Here is a 20,448-nt window from a genome sequence, read left to right on the forward strand (position 1 = left end):
CGACCGGCTCAAGGACTGATCATGTCTCACTCGCTTAATCAACAGCTCAATGAAAGCCTACGCGACGCCATGCTCGCGTACTACCTGACCCACAAGGTACCTCCTGCCTTAAAGGAAAAGATCACCCATGCCGACGACCTTTACGAATACTGGCTGCTCGACGTACAAGTCAGCCAAGCCGTACCGACCAGCCCGGTAGCCTGTGCCATCTCCAGCCTGCAGCAGTACATCACGCGCATCCAAATGGGCCTGGAACCGGGCTATGAAACGCAGGCCATGAGCGCGCAACAGGACAAGGCATGGCGCGAAGCGTTGCACACCTACCCACTCTGGAACGCCAACCAGCAGTTGCAGTATCACCCCGCCAACTACTTGGACCCGACATTACGGCGTGATAAGACCGACAGCTTTGAGCAGTTGGAAAACGACCTGAGCCAGTATCGAATCCAAGCAGATACCGTCACCACGGCGGTTCAAAATTACCTGGCCAGGTTCGAGGAAACCGCCAACATACGCACGATCAACGGTTATATCGACGCCGACTTGAGCAACCTGTACAGCGGCATCTATTACTTCGTCGGTAAATCGAGTTCCGAACACACCTATTACTGGCGCTCCCTCGACCTGTCCAAGCGCACAGGCTCAGTACTTTTTCAGGACGCCTGGTCAAACTGGGAAAAAATCAACTTGTCGGTCTCCGACGCCACCGCCGAGCAAAGTATCCGGCCGGTGTATTTCAATAACCGGCTATTTTTCATCTGGGCCGAATGCATCAAACCCGCGCCCACCAGTTCCGTCCCACCGACGCAAACAGATTCAGAGGAAAAAAAACAGCTGACCGAATGGATCAACAGCCGCTACGTCAAGTTTCGCCTCAATTTTTCTTATAAAAAGCACGATGGTAGTTGGAGCGCACCCAAAGCCTGCATCGAGGAGCACTGCGCCACCGAAGACGTCAACGCATTGACCTCTGCCTTTCTGAAAACCATTACGCAGACGGTAGCTATCGTCGACAGTAACGGCCCCCCGGTACTGTTTTTAAGTGTGCTGGCTACCGGCCGTAAAGACCCCAAACAGCAGGAGAACTTTATTGGCAAATTTTTCCAGGCTGTCCACGTCGACCAGTCCTTCAACATCACCACCATCGCCGATGGCGGCAGCCCCGAGCGCTACAGCGTGCTGCCCGGCTCACTGGTGGACGAAGAGATAAACCGACTCCTGGAACACTTCGATCCATCGCAGAAGACAAAAGTGCAGGCTGTCGTTCAAGGCAAAGATCAAAGCGTGAGTGGGTACTACAGTGAGTTGCTGCCTGACACTGCCCGGCAATACCTCACGTTCTTTGCTCATAAGAACCAAGGTAACTTGCAGTTCAAGGTGACCCCCCCAAACAACCACTCGATTTCCCCCAGGGAGGAAACGATTACCGAAAACAACAACCATTGGAACTTTGGAAAAAATCGAGAAAAAATAAAAAACCCAGAAACAAGTGACGTTTCTTTTGATTCAAATACCAATGAACTCGTATTTACTTCCACCCTCAATGAAAATTTCCGGCAATTGTACAGCGTCACATTAACAAAAGAAGCCCCTAAGGATATTAGCATCATACTGATAGTAGACGACGCACTGGATGATCCGAAAGCCACTCAGCTCAAACTGACCAGTGATTCTAAAATTACCGGCCCAACAGACGCGTTAAAAACTGATTTTTACGCTCTTTATTTTAAAAACACGGCCACGCATGACGAGTTCCCCAACGCTGTACATATCAAAAACGGGTTACTCATTAACGCTAAATCCAACGACGGGAACACCGTCTCACTCGAAGATCATTATATCGACAAGAATGCGTTCATCAGTTTATACACAAGTACAAAAAACTCCATCCAGGTCGCCCTTGACCGCTACAGCAAATACCCAGACGCAAACAAAAAGACGTCGCTGCACGCACAAAATACGTTGACCATCAAAAGGCCCAACGTGCGCACATCTAATTTACGTGCCTATAAGCACATCATTATGAGAGCCAATTTTACAGACTATCCATTCACCGAAAAAATCAATGCCAACTCACATCAAATCATCAACTATCAGGACACTACCCACGAAAGCCTCACCGGATCAAATCCCGAATTACCCAGCGGGCATCGGGTCACGGCGCGGATTCCAGTGACCACGGAGGAAATAACGTCGGGCATCACCCTGATACACGGGGTGGTGACGCTTGAGCCTGCCAAAGAAGACGACTCGACAATTCTCGGCTATACCCTGAAAGCGACCACCTTGAAGCTGGCCCCTTCCAGCTCTGACACAACGCTCAATCAACAACTGGCGCCGACGATCAAAAGACAGACGTCGGAAAAACTCGGCACCGCCGAATTTATTGATTTCCCAACGAGCACCTCAACCCCGCCTGCCGACACGCCCCCCCGCCTTCGCATGAATACCTGTTTTGCCGGCAAGCTGGTCAAGGAGGCCAATATCAGCCTTGAAAATTTGTTTTCGTTAACGCCCAAAACGTGGCAAGAGCCGCCACTCACACCTGGTGGAGCAGCAGAGGGCATTGACTTTAACGGGGCTCACGGCAAGTACTTCTGGGAGCTGTTCCTGTACGTACCCTGGCTGGTTGCCCATCGCCTGAATCAGGAGCAGCAGTATGTCGAAGCCCAAGCCTGGCTCAAATACATCTTCGACCCCGGGCGGATAGCCAATGAGTCCAGCGGGCGTCCTGCATTTTGGGGGTTCAAGGAGCTTGTTCGTACAGAACCGCTCTTCGGTTCCGTCACCAACGACCCACACAAACTGGCGATTCGCGCACCGGTACATTTTCGCAAAGCGATCTACCTGTTTTATCTCGATATACTGCTCAATCGTGGCGATGCAGCCTATCGGCAGCTCACCCCCGACAGCCTGACCCAAGCCAAACTCTGGTACACGCGAGCCAATCATTTTCTCGGGCCACGCCCCCGCGTCACCACCACTGAACCGTGGGATCAGATCACCCTCGGAAAGTTGACGACAGAGCGCTCCAAAGCCCTGGGAAAACTAGAACAAGAGCACCCGCCGATCAACGTCAACCCTGCGACCGAAGGCACCGCACTGGCTTCGCTCACCGACACCGATAATCTGTGCCTACCCTTCAACACCGACCTGGTAGCGCGCTGGGACAAGCTCGAAAGTCGCCTGCATAACCTGCGGCATAATCTCGACATCACCGGCAAACCCTTGCGCCTGTCGCTGTACGCAACCCCGCTTTCACCGCTCAAACTGTTGGCTAGCCGGAACAAAGGCGCCTTCGGCGAAGGAGGCGCGGCGCCGTTCATTGACGCGCAAGTCGGCCATTATCGCTTCCAGATCATGCTGGGCCACGCACTCACGGCGGCCGAAGCCGTGATTCAATTCGGCAACACGGTGCTGAGCCTGATTGAGCGCAAGGAACAGGCTGAATTCCTGGAGTTGCAGCAACAACATGCCTGGGACCTGGCCAATATCGTCGTAACCCAACAACACCAAGCGTTGTTGATCGACGAAAAAAACCGCCAGGCACTCGGCGCCAGTCGAAGCATTATCGAGTCCCGGCAGCGCCACTACAAACACCTGCTCACCGAAGGCATCAGCCCCGCAGAAGCGCAAGCAGGCCTGCTCTACCTGATCAGTACCGGATTCGAGACCGCAGGTTCCGTCGCCGCCGCAGGGGCCGGCATCGCGATGATCGCACCGAACATCTTCGGCACCAGTACCGGCGGATCGCGCTGGGAAGGCCTGTTTTATGCCGCCCAAGCCTTGGCCCAAGGCGCCGCGACGGACTTGCGCGGCACCGCCGCAGACCTGGACCGTACCGAGCAATTCAACCGTCGAGCGCAAGAATGGGCGCATGCCCAGGATCAGGCCCAACTCGAACTGGCCCAGGTCGATGCCCAGTTACACGCCTATGCCGAGCAGGAAAAAGCCACACGCCTACAATTACGCCTGGCCGAGACCTCCCTGGCCCAGGCCTGGTCGAACTACCAATTACTGGCCAAGCGCTTTACCAAGACACAACTGTATGACTGGCTCAATGCACAACTGAGCAAGTTCTACTACCAAGTCTATGACCTTAGCCTTTCCCTGTGCCGCACCGCGCAAGCGTGCTGGCAGTACGAAGTCGCAGACTATGAGCGCACGTTTATCCAACCCAGTGCCTGGAACAACAACTACCGCGGTTACCTGGCGGGTGAGGCCCTGAAGCTGTCGCTGTTGAACATGAATACGGCCTATTTGAACCATAACGTCCGAGACCTGGAGATCGTCAAGACCATCTCCCTGCGTCATCGCCTGATCGATTGCAATGTCGCCACGCCCAAAACCGGCACAACCGGTACTCAACCATCGAGTACGCAAGACAAGTGGGCCGAGCATAAACAACAACTGGTCGATAAGGGCACGCTGTGCTTCAAATTGACCGAGGCTCTGTTTGAAGAGGATTACCCCAAGCACATCCTACGGCGAATCAAAGGCATCAGCGTGTCGTTACCCGCGACGCTAGGCCCCTATGAGGACATCAAGGCGATACTGACCCAAACCCACAACGAAACCGTACTGCCCACAGGTGAACGGCGCAGCGACATGCGTGCCCATCAGCAAATCGCACTGTCCACTGGCCTGGATGACAACGGCCTGTTCACCCTCAACTTCGAGGGCAACGATCGCTACTTGCCCTTTGAATACACCGGGGCCATTTCCAACTGGACCCTGGAGTTCCCTAATCCTGTCCAGCAAAAAACCGTACTCGAATCGATCAACGATATTGTCATTCACCTGCGCTACACCGCCAGGGTGCCGGCTGCCGGCGGGGGCCAGGCATGAACGACGATACTCCCAACTTGCAAGTCAATACCCCGGCCCTGCCCAAAGGTGGCGGTGCCATTCAAGGTACCGGCAAAGGCTGGGGCACTGTTGGCGCCAGCGGTATGGCCAGCTTTGAAATTCCCTTGCCGGTTTCTCCCGCACGCAGCTATGCACCGGCCATGTCGCTGAGCTACCACAGCAGCGCCGGTAACGGTCCCTTCGGGTTGGGTTGGGGGGTGCCCCTGCCGGCCGTCAGCCGGCGTACCTCCCATGGCGTGCCTGCCTACACGGTGCATGACGTGTTGGTGGGCCCCGACGCGCAAATATGGCTACCCGAACGCGACGCCAAGGGTGCGATCGTCAGCCGCCGCCTGACCGCTTTCAATGGGTTGGCACTGCCCATCGCATACTCGGTCACCCGGCACTTTCCCAGGCTCGAGAGCCGCTTCGACCGTATCGAGCACTGGCACTCGGCAACCGATACGGCAGGCTTCTGGTTGATACAAAGTGCCGATGGCAGTCAGCACTTTTACGGGAAAACTCCGTTGGCGCGGATTGCCGATCCGGACCACCCGCACCATGTGGCGCAGTGGTTGTTGCAGGAAAGCCTGAATGCCCACGGCGAGCACATTTATTATCACTACAAAAAAGAAACCGATCGCTCGCGCTACCCGAGGGACTGTCGAGCCCAGCATTACCTGGAGCGCGTCTGCTACGGCAACTTCACCACCAAGGAGCAGGAACAGCTCTACCTCTGGCAGACCGACGATAAGCCGGACATGGGCTGGCACTTTCAGTTGCTCTTTGACTATGGCGAACGTGCCCTTGAACTGGATCGGCGGCCGACGTACCAGGCCACTCGGGAATGGCCAGCACGACCCGACCCCTGCTCGGATTTTTCGTTTGGCTTCGAGTTACGCACCCTGCGCTGTTGCAACCAGATTCTGATGTATCACCACTTCCCCAAGGAAGCGCAAATGGGCTCCGACCCGGTGCTGGTCAAACGTCTGCTGCTGGAATACCGCACCGCCAGCCATATCAGCCTGTTGATTGGGGTGCATGAGCAGGCGTTCGACAGCTCGGGCAATAGCGTGAGCCGCCCGCCACTGGAGTGTTTTTACCACTCGAGCCAGCTCAAGGTGGACCAGAGCCGCTATCAGCCCTTCAGTTCGCTGCCCGGGCTGCATAACAGCGATCGTTATCAACTGGTCGATCTGTATGGCGAAGGCATCCCCGGTGTGTTGTATCGCGCTGACAAGAATTGGTACTACCGTGAACCGCTCAGACCGCAGCACACGAAAACCGGCGACGAGGTGATTTACGGCGCGGCTCAGGAGTTGGCGCGGGTGCCGGTCGCCGACAGCACCCGGCCCATCCACCAGGCGCTGGCCGATATCAACGGCGATGGCCGCCTGGACTGGCTGGTTGCCCACCCAGGGATGAGCGGCTTTTTCAGCCTGGACGAACAGCGCAACTGGTCAACCTTCACACCGTTCGATGCGTTCCCGTCAGAGTTCTTCCATTCCCAGGGAATGCTCGCCGACTTGATGGGGACGGGGCGTCATGACGTTGCCATGATCGGCCCCCGAAGCGTGCGCCTGTATGCCAATCGCCGAAACACCGGCTTCGCGCCCGCCATTGAGGAGCCTCATACGCTCGACGACGCCTTGCCGATCGTTTCCGCCTCCCCCAACGAACTGGTGGCGTTCAGCGATGTGCTCGCCACGGGCCAACAGCATCTGGTGCGCATCCGTCATAACGAAGTGAAATGTTGGCCGAACCTGGGTCGAGGACGTTTTGCCCGAGGGTTTGTGCTGGCCACGTTGCCGCTGCGTTATGAAACATTCAAGGCGGCCAATGTACTGCTCGTCGACCTGAATGGAGGTGGCGCTACGGACTTGCTGTATTTGAGCACCGCTCACCTGTGTATTTTCCTTAACAAAGGCGGCAACGGCTTCGAAGCAGATGCGATCAAAGTCCCGTGGCCAGAGGGCGTGCGCTATGACGACCACTGTCAGGTCAACGTCGTCGACGTGAACGGCCTGGGCTACCCTAGCCTGATCCTGACCGCCGCCCACCAGACCCTCATTCACTGGCGCTACGACTTTTTCAACCAAAAGCCCTGGTTGCTCGGGCGAACCTACAACAACATGGGCGCTCAGGCTTCGATCAAGTATCGCAGCAGTGCCCAGGAATGGCTGGATGAAAAACATGAGCGCCCTGCCAACCGCCAGCCTGCTATCAGCCAGTTACCCTTTGCCCTACTGCTGGTCAGCCAACACACCCAACAAGACGAAATTAGCGGCAACCAACTGACCCAACGCTGGCGCTATCGCCAGGCTTATTACGACCGCACAGACCGCGAATTTCGTGGCTTCGGGCTTGTGCTGCAAACCGACGCCGAAAGCAACGAGGACACACAGTACACGCAGGGTTTCAGCGCGCCGGTGTGCACCAAGACCTGGTTTCATACCGGGCAATCTATCGACATCCCCACCCTCGGCCATAGTACTCACGACCCACAGGCCAAGGCCATGGGCCGCATGCTGGTCAGCCGATACAGGGCGGCGGCCGGGGCGCAGCCGCTGGATCATCACGACGACTTGGTCAGCGATCCTGCGCCACCGCTGGCACGCGAAGTGGCACGCGCACTCAGCGGCAGTGTGCTACGGGTGGAGGTGGCAGCGGCGGACCCAGCGCAAGGCGCCGTGCCCTATGCCGTCACGCAACAGCGTTATCTGATCCGCGAACTGGCGCCGGCCAGTGCCCATACGCCCTATGCCCGGCTACTGCCATTAGCCCTGGAGTCGATCAGCTATCAATATGAAGGGGTGGAAGACGATCCCGTTTGCCGGCACCAGATCAACCTGCGCTGGGATGCCTATGGTTACCTGGTGCATGGCGTCACCCTCAATTATGCCCGCCGTACAAGCGCCTCCAGCTCACCGCCCGCCGTGCTGGTCGATAAGCATCACAAGCGCTGGTGGCGCGATACCCATGACAGCGCACAACAGCTCCATTACCTGAGCGAAACGCTGGCACAACACATTCATCTGGACGACGCAGCGCAGTGGCGCCTGGGCTTGCCGTACCGCCAACGAAACAATGCCCTGGTGCTGGGCAAAGCCCCCGCAGCCGACGGGTTAGACCTTGGGCGTATCGACTATGAGGGGTTCATCGACAGCAGCGACGGGCCATTGGTCGCAGGTGCCGAACGCGAGCTGAGCGGCTTGTCGGTGCAACGCTATCGGCAAGCCGGTAGCCTCGGTAAAACCCTCGAGCCCGGCGTCGCCACTGCCCAGGCCTTGACCGATTACCTGGAAACCGCAGAGCTGGATGACAACGCCCTGAATGTCTACAAGGACATACCGGTGATGCCCAACCAACCTGAAGTTGATCTGGTAAAAAAGCTCAGCGACAGCGGCTATCACACCATGGAGCTGTTTTTTCTATTCGACGGCGAGGTGCCGCCCAAGGAAAATCGCCTGTGGTCGATTCGCCGCAACTTTCCCCGCTATGGCAAGGCCACCCAGTTTTATCGGTTAAGGACGCTGCGGGCCACCGAGGCTCATGGCGAAACAACGCTCAACTATGACCCCTACACGTTGCAAACCGTGCGTGTGAAAATGCCCGACGGTTGTGTGACCAAAGCCGAATACGACTATCGCTTGCTGCTGCCGACAAAAATTGTCGACCCCAATGGCAATATTCAAGAAGCGCTTTATGACGGTTTCGGGCAAATGCTCGTCAACACCTTTCACGGTCACGAGCAAAAACGCAAAGTGGGTTTCGACGCCTTGGAAAGCTACCGCCCACTCAAGGATGTAACGCCCGAGTTTGCCGTAGCGAATGCGCAAAGCGTGTTGCAGAAAATGGCCAGCGCACACTGCTACGCCCCGTTCAGTTGGATGGGCGCGATCGACTCGGCTCTGGTCAAGCGAGAGTGGATCGCCAAAGCCTATCTGCTCCCCAGCGGGCATATCCGCAGGAGCGCGCGGGCGCGTCTAGCCGGTCGCCCGACACTCAGCGACAGCGAAAAACAACTCAAGGCGTTGATCGACAATGCCAGCCAGACACCGGTACATGGGCTGGTGTTGCAAGCTGACCGCTACCCGGACGATGACGAACTACAGATCCGTATGACCTTGACCTGTTGGGATGGCTTTAGCCGTACTTTGCAGACCAAGCAAAAGACTGAGCCTGGCCCGGCCAATGCGGTCGACGACAAGGGCAACCTACTGGTCGATGAGATACCCGATACAACAAAGACCAAGCAAAAGACACAGCAAGCCCCGACCAATGCGGTCGACGACAAACCCGATACACCACCCGGCCCCTTGAAGAAACAGCTGCGCCAAGTGCATGCCGACCCCCGCTGGCGCGTCAGCGAGCGTGTCGAATACAACAACAAGGGCCTGGTCATTCGTGTCTACCGCCCCTACTTCGCCGACAAGCACGCCTACGTCAATGATCAATCCATGCGCGAGCTGGGCCACAGCGACCGACAGTTCTACGACCCTCTCGGGCGCCCGACAAAGACACTGACCGCAGGAGGATTCATGCGGCGTACCACTATTGGGCCTGGTACACCGTCAATGAGGATGAAAACGATACCTACGAAGAGCTGCAAGCTGCCCCCTCCAAAGCACTGACTGAAGAACGATAGGGCCCGGCTGATCGGATCGTCAGAGCGTGGGAGCGATCAACGCAGGCTTGAATCCATGGCAACCCGGCAGGACGCCGGGTTAGCCGTTCTGGGCCAGGGACGGCGGCCCATTCATCCTCCTACGAGGACCGCGTGCCTCGGCGCCAGCTCGTCGCCAAGGTCGAATACCCGCGCCTGGCCGCCTCTACGAAAAAGCCACGCCATTCGGTCAGCGCGGAAATCACGCCGCGGGTCGCCATCACAAGGTTGCGAGTCACCCGACCTTGGGCGGCCATGGGCAAGCCCGTCAGCGCAACGGCCAACGCCTCGACACCGGACGAGGCCCAGTACGTCCACACCTGATTGAACATTCTGCTCAGCCCACCGTGCGCCGTCGCAACAGGGTCCGGCATCTGCAGGGTTTGGCCATGAGGATCGTAGGCGGCCGTAGGGTGGCCGCCACGAATTATCGTTCCCGTCGCTGCATCGTAGGCTTCTATTGCAGGTGTGACATTGGGCAGCATCAGCGCAGGCACTTCCCCGCCGTATACCGCGTTGGCCACGGTTACAAGGCCATAGGCCGCCGTCGCTCCGGCGGTGCGCGTGACCCTGCCGCGCAGGGGCGTGCTGCCCCAGGAGACGCCGGTACCGTGCCCACGGAGGATCTGCTGCACGAGCTCCCTGGAGAGCGAGCGTACATGCCCGCCCAACCGCTGAACCGCCACCGGGTCCCAGCTATGCTCGGCTTGATCACCTACCGAGTCGCCAGAAACGGCATACCCCATACCCGCAGCAGTTGCAAAAATAGCACCGAGCTGTGGCGCAGAGTGCATCCAGTTACCGGCGATACCGGTGCTCATATGTGCCGTGGACACTGCATCCAGCACCGCGACGGTAATGCGCAAGATCTGGTTGCGTTGCGCCGTGGGCTGGATGTTGCTGAAGACCGCCAGATCGACGCCCGTCGAAATGGCATTGCCGATATAGGTGGATAAACCATCGCGAATCGCGGCCGATGCACCCGCCTGTGCCCTGGGTCGAGCAATACGCGCCAAATGCGCAAGCCTGCGGCTGATGGAAAGCCTGCGCAGTTGTGTCTGGCGGGGCTGCTCCAAAGCCGGTACCCCCGCCAGCCCCTGCTCATCGACCTGGGTGACAGGGTTACCGCCGACCATGGCGTACAGATTCAAGCCATCGGCATCGCCGGTCGGGTCCGGGCTGATCCAGCGACACAGCCACGGCGCGTAGTACCTGAAGCCGTAGTAGGACAGCCCACTGGCGTCGCGCTCCTTGCCCGAATAACGAATGAATTTATAGCTCGCCTCACTGGCGTTTTTCGCCGCCCACCACGCGGTACCGCCGTAGGGATAATAGCTTTCCTGGCTGAGCAGTTGCGCCTGCTCGCCCAGCTCCAGGGTGCTGCTGCCCAAGTGATCCGACAAGCCGTAACGGATCTGCGCATCCTGACTGCCCCCCGAAGGGTGACGATCCCAGGACAGTACCCGCACGGTGAAAGTACCGACATTGATGTTAAGTACATTCAGTTGCTCACCCGTTGCACTGTCATGGCGAATCTCCAACCCTGGCAAGTAGCGCACCTGCGCCGTATGCACCACGCCCCTGGCTTGGGTTACCCGGCGCTTGAGGATGCGTCGACCGGTCGCATCGTATGCGTAGCGTTCCTCATCGTCGTTTCCGCCCTCGCGCAGCACCTGCGTGATGCGCACCAGTTGATTGCGCACATCCCAGCCCATCCCATGCTCGCCCTCCAGTGCTTGCAGATTGCCGTTGCGGTCAAAGCCCTGCCCCAACCCCGGAACGCTCCTGCCATCGGCCTGCGGCACGAAATGATTGCTGCGCGCCGCCACGCTCATCCGACGCGTGAACCCCGTGCCGCTGCTGGGCACATGCTGCAACTCAAGCACATTGCCGGCCTCGTCATAGCTGAACTGCTGGGTGTAGCTACGCCAGACGCTGTCGTCAGTCGAGCCGAACGCCACCCTTGCCGGTAACGCAGGGCCACCCTTATTGCCGGCGGTTTCGCGCCCGGTGGCCTTGGTCAATTGCGATAACGTGTCGTACTCATAGACGCTGGCCGAACTGATCCGGGTGTTGCTCGACCATTGTGTCGGCTGGGCAAGATCGTCGATCCGCACAATGTTGCCGACGCAATCATAATCGTAAGTCAGATCTTGCAGCGCTGTACCCGTCGACCCTGGCCCACGGGCACTCATCTGCCGCAAGCGACCATCGACTTCACCGTAGCGCAGGGTACGCACCACGCCATTCCCGGCGCGTTCGCTGATCACTTGGCCCGCCGCGTTGTAGCTGCGCAGGCCCATCAACTGCGTGCGCACGCCGCCCGTGGGCGAGACAAAGATGCTCGCCGGCTGGCCGTCAATGCCATAGGCATACTCGAGACGATTGCCCTTGGCATCTGTGTGATGCAGGCGCTCACCCAGCGCGTTGAAACCCGTTGTTGCCTGGAAACGCTCGGGCTCCAGGCGGACGTCGCGTTGCGCATCGGTCAGCGGCCAATCCAGAGCCGCCGTCGCCTGCCGGAAGCGTCGAGTCTGCTGGACAACTTCTCCGTGCAGCCCATAAAACTCGTGGAACAACGAACCGCCGCCGTCATCATGGCGAATCACCTGGCCACAGCGGTTGCGTGCGACCTCCTCAAGCGAGTGGGGAGCATAGGCAATACGCTCCACACACAGCGGTTGCTCGTCATTGGCCGCTTGCTCGAAGACGGCGACGGGCCGCACGTATTGATCGTAGTGATGAGCCTGATGGGCGCCCCGCCCATCCCACTCTTCCAGTAACTGCCCGGCCTCACCCGGCAACGTGAGCTGCCGGCCGGCATCCACGCTGTCAATACGCAACGCATGCCCGCCAAGGCTGTAGACCGTGCGTTGATTGGCCTGAGTGCCAGCCTGTGAACGCGACAATTGCCACAGGCGCGGATCCCACTGTTCAATCATAAAACCGGAACTGCCAAACACCTGACGATGAATGCGCGCTTGCGGTTCAACCTTTGCATTTGAGCGGTGGTACTCGATGTTACGAACAATCAACCCACGCGGGTCGACAGCGGCCAGGGACGGCGTATTTCGATGGATAGAACTCGACATGACTTCAAGATCCCATTTCTGGTTAAGTAATCTTGAAAGCCTAGGGAGGGTGGGGAGAGCAAGGTGGTGCTGGAAGATGTTTTATGTATCCGGGTGCTGGCAGCGCCTCGACCCGCTCGCGCGGGCCGAGGCTGCGCTCAATGCCCGCCGGCGCAGGTCGGCGAGGCCGGCGCTGCGTCGATTTTCGCCCATTCTTCAGGCGTGTAGGTATGCAGCGCCAACGCATGAAATTCGCTCATCAGGTCACCCAGGGTGGCGTAGACCGTCTGGTGGCGCTTGACGCGGTTGAGCCCCTCGAACTGCTGGCAGACCAGCACGGCCTTGAAGTGGGTCTGCAACCCACGGCTGTGCATGTGGCTTTCATCCAGCACGCTCACGTGTTGCGGGCTCAGGGCGGCGAGCGCCGTTTCGATACGCTGTTGCATGGTCATTCCTGCTTACTTCTTCTTGGCCGGTGCGGGGGCTTTAGGTGTCAGCTCGTTGGTCATGTCTTCCAACAGCTTGTTCACCACCGGCACGGCGCTTTCCAGCTTGGCCTGGGTCATTTGCGCCGATTGTTGAGTCAATTGCGGCATTTTTTCCAGGACTTTCTTGCCTAGCGGCGACTGGTAGAACGCAACCAGGTCCTTGAGCTCGGATTCGCTGAAGTTGGTGGTGTAGAGCTTGACCATGTCCGGTTTCAGCTTCGGCCAGCCGATGGCCTGGTCCAGCGCAGCATTGGCCTTGGCCTGGTAGCTGTCCAGTACGGACTGCTTGGCGGCAGGCGCCTTGGTCTGTTCGAAACGCTGGGCGAACATTTGCTGCACTTGCATGTACACCGGGGTACCCAGCTTGTCAGCGTGGGCCAGGGTCAGGAAGGCTTCGGCACTGGCGTTATGGCTGGCGGTATCGGCAAAAACCTGGCCGCTGGCGCAAACCAGAGCAACCGCGGTACAGATGGCACGAAGACGAGTCATCGAGTTTCCTTTCTAGCAGGCGAGGTAAGACCCCAAGGGCGACCATTCTGCGCCTAAAAAACGCCATGTCTCAACCCCGGAGCTCTTCGCGCCTGCATTCGCGGTGGATTAATCCGATGAAAAGTCTTTTATGGAACCCCACCAACGGATCACAGCCTAAACTGCGCAAACGAACCTGAAGGAGTGTGCCCGATGAGCCGTATCGAAACCGACAGCCTGGGAGACGTCCAAGTCCCGGATGACGCTTACTGGGGCGCGCAGACCCAACGCTCGCTGGTGAACTTCGCCATCGGCGAGCAACGCATGCCGCTGGCGGTGTTGCACGCGTTGGCCCTGATCAAGAAAGCCGCAGCACGGGTCAACGACCGCAATGGCGACTTGCCCGCCGACATCGCCCGTCTGATCGAACAGGCTGCCGATGAAGTGCTCGATGGCCAGCACGACGACCAGTTCCCGCTGGTGGTATGGCAGACCGGCAGCGGCACCCAAAGCAATATGAACGCCAATGAAGTGATCGCCGGCCGCGCCAACGAGCTGTCGGGCAAGGCCCGTGGCGGCAAAAGCCCGGTGCACCCCAATGACCATGTGAACCGCTCGCAAAGCTCCAACGACTGCTTTCCCACGGCCATGAGCATTGCGGCGGTACAAGCGGTTCATCAACGCCTGTTACCGGCGCTCGCCACGCTTTCTGGCGGTTTGGCCGAGCTGGCCGCCCGCCATATGAAACTGGTGAAGACCGGCCGCACCCATATGATGGATGCCACGCCGATCACTTTCGGCCAGGAAGTCTCGGCCTTTATCGCCCAACTCGACTACGCCGAGCGCGCCATCCGCAGCGCCCTGCCCGCCGTGTGCGAGCTGGCCCAGGGCGGTACCGCCGTGGGCACCGGGCTCAATTCGCCGCATGGTTTTGGCGAGGCGATTGCCGCCGAACTGGCGGCGCTGTCCGGCTTGCCGTTCGTGACCGCCCCCAACAAGTTCGCCGCCCTCTCCGGCCACGAGCCACTGGTGACCTTGCACGGCGCACTGAAAACCCTGGCGGTGGCGCTGATGAAACTCGCCAACGACCTGCGCCTGCTCGGTTCCGGCCCACGCGCCGGGCTGGCCGAGGTCAAGTTGCCGGCCAATGAGCCAGGCAGCTCGATCATGCCGGGCAAGGTCAACCCCACCCAGTGCGAAGCGCTGTCGATGCTGGCCTGCCAGGTACTGGGCAATGACGTGACCATCGGCATCGCCGCCAGCCAAGGGCACTTGCAGCTGAACGTGTACAAGCCGGTGATCATCCACAACCTGCTCGAATCGATCCGCCTGCTGGCCGACGGCTGCAACAACTTCCAGGAGCACTGCATCGCCGGCCTTGAGCCGGATGCCGAACAAATGGCCGAGCACCTGGAACGCGGCTTGATGCTGGTAACGGCGCTCAACCCGCATATCGGCTACGACAAGTCGGCGCAGATTGCCAAGAAGGCCTACGCCGAAGGCTTGACGCTGCGCCAGGCCGCGCTGGATCTGGGTTACCTGACTGATGAAGAGTTCGATCAGTGGGTGCGCCCGGAAAACATGCTGGAAGCCGGGCACTAGGAGAACGGGCGAAAAAGCATCCTGTGGTGAACGCAGTTTCTGTGGCGTGTTCGTCCTTTAAGGGTATTAAGACGCCATACGCAGCCGCCGGGCCTTGAGCCCGGCGAGCAGCGACGGTGCCAGCGCCACGGTTGCCGAGCCCAGCACCACTACAAATGCCCCGAAATAGCCTACGGCGTTTATCTCTTCAGCCTGCACATAGTCCGGCCACAACCACGCCGCCAACGCCACCGCCACAAACGTCACCAACGGCGTCAGCGCCAGTGTCGCACTGACCCGCGACGCCTCCCAATGCGCCAGCGCTTCGGCAAACGCGCCATACGCCACCAACGTGTTCATGCAGCAGGCCAACAGCAACCAGCCTTGCAACGGGCTCAATTGCAAAGCTTCCAGCGGATGCGCCCACGGCGTGAGCAACAGGGCGCACGACAGGTAGATCACCATCATTACCTGCAACGAATTCCACACGGTCAGCAGTTGCTTCTGGCCCAGGGCGTAGAACACCCAGATGGTGGTCGCCAGCAGGATCGTCAGCACGCCGGCCGTGTAGGTGCCCATGGAGGTCAGCAGCTCGGCCAGGCGCTGGTTGAAAAACAGACCAAAGCCCAGGATCAGCACCACCAGCCCCATGCCCTGCCCCAGGCTGAAACGCTCCTTGAACACGAACACACTGGCAATCATCAAAAAGATCGGCCCCATCTGCACCACCAGTTGTGCGGTGCCGGGGCTGAGCATTTTCAGGCCCACCAGGTACAACACGTAGTTGCCCACCAGCCCGCAGACGGCCATCGCCACCAGCCAGCCACCCTTGGGGCCCAGCACCTTGCGACTCGGCAAGCGTTTGCTCAGCGCCAGGTAGATAAACAGGCAACTGCCGGCCACCACCAGCCGAAACCAGGTGACGGTGACCGGGTCCATCACCTGCAACACTTGCTTGAGCTTGATCGGCAGAATGCCCCAGAGCAGCGCGGTCAGCAGGGTCAGGAGAAAACCATAGACCCAGCGGCCCGAAGAAATGTGCATGAGTGCCCCAAAAAACCAGAGGTGGAGGAGCGGGCATTCTAGGGCGATGCACGGTGCTTTGGGTATCGATGATTGTGTGTCAGGGCACGCCCATCACCAGTACACCGCTGCCACTTATAGCCCCTGCAGTCGGCAGGGAGCCATTGCGCCGTACCAGCGAAAACGTCACATCGTCGCCGCCCACGCTGTTGGTGATGCGGGTGAGGAACGAGCCATTTACCGGTACCGCCGTGCCGGCATGCACCATGGCCGTGCCCACGTCCGGATTAGTCATCATCAGCAGGCGCGTGTCGAATCCTGTTCGGGTGCCTTTGTAGGTGATCGTGATCGGCGTGGTGATGCCGCCGTCCGGGCACGAGTAGGTGAGCCTGCGGTTGCTGACGACGGAAGAGGTCAGCGGGTCGGTGCCGATGGCGCGCTGGTGTACGGTGCCGAAGTTGATTTCGATCGGGTTATTGTTGTTGATCGTGCAGGTTGATGGAGAAATCGAGAAGTTGTTGGCCGCGGTGTAGGTCAACGCGAGTGCCGTCGAAGCGGTGTTGTAGTTGTTCGTCTGGTGAAGACGCAGCACGCCAAGGATGTCGCCTATTCGAACGTCGATAGGGTTCGTCGGGTTGTTGCGTATCAAGATATACGGAGTTGCATCAACCGGGACGCCCACACTGTTGTTGGGCATGTTTGCTATGCGAATACCATACGGAACCGGAGTGTTATGGTGCGCCCCGCCGATACGCAAACCCGTGCCCTGGTTGAGGAATTTGGGGCCGGGCGTCCAGGCTGCACCCGCCTGCAGGGCAGTTCCCCAGTAGTCCGTCCACCAACCTGGCGAACCGGCATAAGGCGTAAATCGGCACTCCAGCCTCGCCCCTTCCAGGAGGATACGGGTTGCGCCCGCGTCCGGCCGAACCGTCACGGGAACCTGCAGGTTCAGCGTCCCGCCGTTGTCCACTTGTACCCACGGCCCACCATTGACGCGGCATTGAGCGGCTTTCACCGTTGTAGTCACACCCAGTAGGGCGAGCAGCGCCAGGGCGCCATAGAGTCGTTTCATTTTATTTCTCTTTATTCTTGTACCTAGGCGCCGACCGAGAAACAGTCAGGAGTATCGGGGTTTGTAGGGTTGGCTTTCGGCGGGCTTGGGCCTTATGGCACACCCATCACCAGCACACCGCTGCCGCTTATGGCGCCTGCGGCCGGTAAGGAGCCATTGCGGCGCACCAGCGAAAACGTCACATCGTCACCGCCCACACTGTTGGTGATACGGGTCAAGAACGAACCGTTCACCGGCACGGCACTACCGGCATGCACCATGGCCGTGCCCACATCCGGATTAGTCATCGTCAGCAAGCGTGCGTCGAACGCCGAGCGGGTGCCTTTGTAGGTAATGGTGATCGGCGTGGTGATGCCGCCGTCCGGGCACGAGTAGGTGAGCCTGCGGTTGCTGACGACGGAAGAGGTCAGCGGGTCGGTGCCGATGGCGCGCTGGTGTACGGTGCCGAAGTTGATTTCGATCGGGTTATTGTTGTTGATCGTGCAGGTTGATGGAGAAATCGAGAAGTTGTTGGCGGCTGTGTAGGTGAGCGAAAGCAGCGTACTAGTGGTGTTGTAATTATTGGTCTGACGCAGGCGTAACACGCCGAGGGTATCGCCGATGCGAACGTCAATCGGGTTCGACGGGTTGTTGCGTATCAAGATATAGGGTGTTGCATCGATTGGGACACCTATACCGTTGTTGGGCATGGTCGCCAAGTGAATGTCATACGGAACCGGGGTGTTCAGATGCGCCCCGTTAATCCGCAAGCCTGTGCCTTGAGTGGCAAATTTTGGTCCGGGCGTCCAGGGGGCGCCAGCCAATGCCGAGGTTCTCCACAGGTCGACAAAGGCAGGATACGGTTGGCCCGGCGTGAATCGGCACTCCAACCTTGCCCCTTCGAGGAGAATACGGGAGCGGTCCGAGTCCAGTCGTACCGTCACAGGCACCTGCAGGTTCAGGGTGCCACCTGCGCCCACGTGTACCCATCCACCTCCATTGACTCGGCAATCGGCTGCTTTCACGCTCACACTAGTACCGAGCAAGGAAAGAAGCACGGCGGCTCCCAATAGTCGCTTCATTTTTATCTCTCTCTGCCCTGCTCCGCCCAAACCAGGCATCAGGGATAGTCCAACGTAAAGGTCGAAGTCACCGTGTACGCACCGTTCCCAATGGTTTGATCGCGGATAGCCTTCGGCTCGCCTTGCACATAGGCCTTGAGTTCGATCACATTGCTGCCATCGCTCAATACCTGTTCATCGCTGACGGCATTCACCGGCAACGGTTTGTCGCTCAAGGTCTCGATGCCCACGCCAACTCCCGAAGCGCCACTGCCACCGTCCAGCGCGAACAAACCGGGCAACTCGGAATTTTCAGCACCGCCGAAGGTGATGGTCACGGTGTTGCCAATGGTGGTGTCACACTCCTCAAGGTGCAGTTGGAAGCGCTTGCCTACGGTTCGCGTGTTGATATAGAGGTGCTTGCTGGTGACATCCCAGAGTTCCAGCGTGATGGCCTCATCGCCTGGGCGGATGGTGCAGGCCTCCTCCACCAGGTTGCCCTTGAACACGAGGTTGTCCGCGCCATGCCCCACAGGAATCAGGCCGAAGGTGAGCAGCAGCGCCAGCCCGCCCTTATGCACAATTTGGTCTCGCATCAACTCAGCTCCTACTGGTATTCAGCCAACAATGTGGCCACGGCCGTGAACCGCGCGGGGGTCAATGTGGCGCCTGGCTGTTGCACGGGCACCACCTCCAATGTCGGCGGTGACGACAGGATGATGTCCAGCGGCGTATTGAGTGGAAATGGCAGGTTATTCTGGAAAACCCGAATGCCCAGCGCCGGCACGCTGGTCTGCACCGCTGCACCGTCAAACGAGGTGGCTGTGCCGTTGACGCTCAATTTGAGCTCCCAGGGCAATGTGTCGGTGCCACAGTTAATGGCATAACCGACGCCCCGGCGGTATTTCACACCGTCGACGCGTTTTACCCCCACATCGCCAAAATCCACCTCAATGGTATTGCCGCTGTCGATCGTGCACGGCGGCGGTTCATTCAGCGTGCCGCTGAACGTCAGGTTGGCCGACGCACCACTGCAAAGGCCGATGGAACACACGGTGAGCAACACCCGTTGCTGCCAAAATGTCATTGAGCATTCCTCGTCATTGGTAATCGACCACCAGGGTGGCAGCGGCATCAAATGCCCCGCCGGTCAGCTTGCTGCCCACGCGTTTGACAGGCACCGCCTGTACTGCCGGGAAGTTGGGATAGGTAAAATTCACGGCCGTATTCAACGGCCAGTCAGCACCATTGACGAACAGCTTGACCCCAAGGTCGGCCTTGCGGGTCGACAGCACGCGGCTGTCAAACCCGGCGCCGGTGCCCTTAAGTTCCAGGGTCAGAGCGTTGCTGAACGGCGAGTCACAGGTGACGGTATAGGGCACGTCACGACGGTAATTAACCCCGTCTACCCGTGACGTCTGCAGGTCATTGCCAAACGGCACGTCCAGGGTTACGCCACTGTTAATCACGCAAGGCGGCGGCGCGATGATGACCGCGCGGATGATCAGGCTGGTATCGGCCTGCACACCTTGGCCGGCAGCCCACAGCAAGCCGCCACCGAAAAGAATGGCCCACGGGCCGAATGATTTAGCCATCGCTCTGCCCTTACTCATAGTTGAGCCTGAATTGCACCACGGCCTTGAATGCCCCGCTGGTCAACGGCGCCGAGGTGCGCGTAGGTCGAACACGCCAGGTCTGGGTGTTGCGGCCTACGGGCAAAAACAACGGCTGGCCCCTTGAACCCAACTGTACGTCCCGGCCCAAAGCGTCGGTCAATTGCAGGCCCATCCCGGTGATGCCTTGCACTTTGACCAGCCGTGGGTCATCGGCATCGGCCGGCGCATCAAACGTTACCGACAGCACGGGTTGGTAGGCACTCCATGTCAGGTTTCCCGTGCGTTCGTTGCGCACACGGCCGGCAGTGCGCAGGCAATCGGTAAACCGCAGCTGAAATGCCTTGGCCGTCGCCTGGTCGCCGGGCCGTTGCAATTGGCTGGTCGACACGTCGTCCAGGTCAACCGTCTGATGCAGTGAGGTCATATCCAGGCTGCAGGGCGACTCATGCATAGAGCCGAGCACATTCAACAACCCACTCATTCCTTCGATATCTTCGTCGTCCTCGGCGGCGTGAACGCCCGCCGCCAAGACCCATAACAGGCCGCCCAAGACCTTCACACGTTGCGACTTCATG

General features: G+C 59.1%; 12 protein-coding genes and 1 pseudogene. 3 read left to right on the forward strand and 10 right to left on the reverse strand.

Going from position 1 to position 20,448, the window contains the following annotated elements; genetic code table 11:
* The first annotated feature begins 21 nt into the window (after window positions 1-21).
* The gene (locus PSH96_RS19720) at window positions 22-4,848 is read left to right on the forward strand and encodes a neuraminidase-like domain-containing protein (RefSeq protein ID WP_305454463.1); all 4,827 of its coding nucleotides are present in this window, start codon (window positions 22-24) and stop codon (window positions 4,846-4,848) included.
* Window positions 4,845-9,496 (forward strand): annotated as a pseudogene (locus tag PSH96_RS19725) (SpvB/TcaC N-terminal domain-containing protein). Before PSH96_RS19720 ends, PSH96_RS19725 begins: the two are co-directional and overlap by 4 nt.
* A gap of 119 nt (window positions 9,497-9,615) precedes the next feature.
* Here PSH96_RS19725 and PSH96_RS19730 read toward each other — a convergent pair.
* From PSH96_RS19730 to PSH96_RS19740, 3 genes are all read right to left on the reverse strand, one after another.
* Entirely contained in the window at window positions 9,616-12,606 is a 2,991-nt protein-coding gene (locus PSH96_RS19730) for an RHS repeat-associated core domain-containing protein (RefSeq protein ID WP_305454464.1), read from the reverse strand.
* 137 nt (window positions 12,607-12,743) lie between these two features.
* Window positions 12,744-13,037 carry a BolA family transcriptional regulator gene (locus PSH96_RS19735; RefSeq protein ID WP_305454465.1) on the reverse strand — a complete coding sequence of 98 codons (294 nt, stop codon included), beginning with the start codon at window positions 13,035-13,037 and terminating at the stop codon, window positions 12,744-12,746.
* Between the two features lie 6 nt (window positions 13,038-13,043).
* Window positions 13,044-13,562 carry a DUF2059 domain-containing protein gene (locus PSH96_RS19740; protein WP_305454466.1) on the reverse strand — a complete coding sequence of 173 codons (519 nt, stop codon included), beginning with the start codon at window positions 13,560-13,562 and terminating at the stop codon, window positions 13,044-13,046.
* Between the two features lie 192 nt (window positions 13,563-13,754).
* On the opposite strand from PSH96_RS19740, the gene PSH96_RS19745 reads away from it, so the two are divergent.
* Window positions 13,755-15,143 carry a class II fumarate hydratase gene (locus tag PSH96_RS19745; protein ID WP_305454467.1) on the forward strand — a complete coding sequence of 463 codons (1,389 nt, stop codon included), beginning with the start codon at window positions 13,755-13,757 and terminating at the stop codon, window positions 15,141-15,143.
* Between the two features lie 66 nt (window positions 15,144-15,209).
* Here PSH96_RS19745 and PSH96_RS19750 read toward each other — a convergent pair whose 3' ends face one another.
* The 7 genes from PSH96_RS19750 to PSH96_RS19780 form a co-directional block, all read right to left on the reverse strand.
* Entirely contained in the window at window positions 15,210-16,166 is a 957-nt protein-coding gene (locus PSH96_RS19750; RefSeq protein ID WP_305454469.1) for a DMT family transporter, read from the reverse strand.
* 79 nt (window positions 16,167-16,245) lie between these two features.
* Window positions 16,246-17,217, reverse strand: coding sequence for a fimbrial protein (locus PSH96_RS19755; RefSeq protein WP_305454471.1), 972 nt, complete (start codon window positions 17,215-17,217; stop codon window positions 16,246-16,248).
* Between the two features lie 92 nt (window positions 17,218-17,309).
* The gene (locus PSH96_RS19760) at window positions 17,310-18,278 is read right to left on the reverse strand and encodes a fimbrial protein (protein WP_305454473.1); all 969 of its coding nucleotides are present in this window, start codon (window positions 18,276-18,278) and stop codon (window positions 17,310-17,312) included.
* Window positions 18,279-18,316: 38 nt separating this feature from the next.
* Entirely contained in the window at window positions 18,317-18,853 is a 537-nt protein-coding gene (locus PSH96_RS19765; protein ID WP_305454475.1) for a fimbrial protein, read from the reverse strand.
* 11 nt (window positions 18,854-18,864) lie between these two features.
* Window positions 18,865-19,344 (reverse strand): fimbrial protein, encoded by a 480-nt coding sequence (locus tag PSH96_RS19770; RefSeq protein WP_305454477.1) that lies wholly within the window; start codon window positions 19,342-19,344, stop codon window positions 18,865-18,867.
* 13 nt (window positions 19,345-19,357) lie between these two features.
* Window positions 19,358-19,852, reverse strand: a complete 495-nt coding sequence (locus PSH96_RS19775; protein WP_305454480.1) for a fimbrial protein — start codon at window positions 19,850-19,852, stop codon at window positions 19,358-19,360.
* A 10-nt stretch (window positions 19,853-19,862) separates the two neighbouring features.
* Window positions 19,863-20,447, reverse strand: coding sequence for a fimbrial protein (locus PSH96_RS19780; RefSeq protein WP_305454483.1), 585 nt, complete (start codon window positions 20,445-20,447; stop codon window positions 19,863-19,865).
* Between the last annotated feature and the right edge of the window lies 1 nt (window position 20,448).

This window comes from Pseudomonas sp. FP2338 (genome assembly GCF_030687515.1).
Classification (GTDB): Bacteria; Pseudomonadota; Gammaproteobacteria; order Pseudomonadales; family Pseudomonadaceae; genus Aquipseudomonas; species Aquipseudomonas salomonii.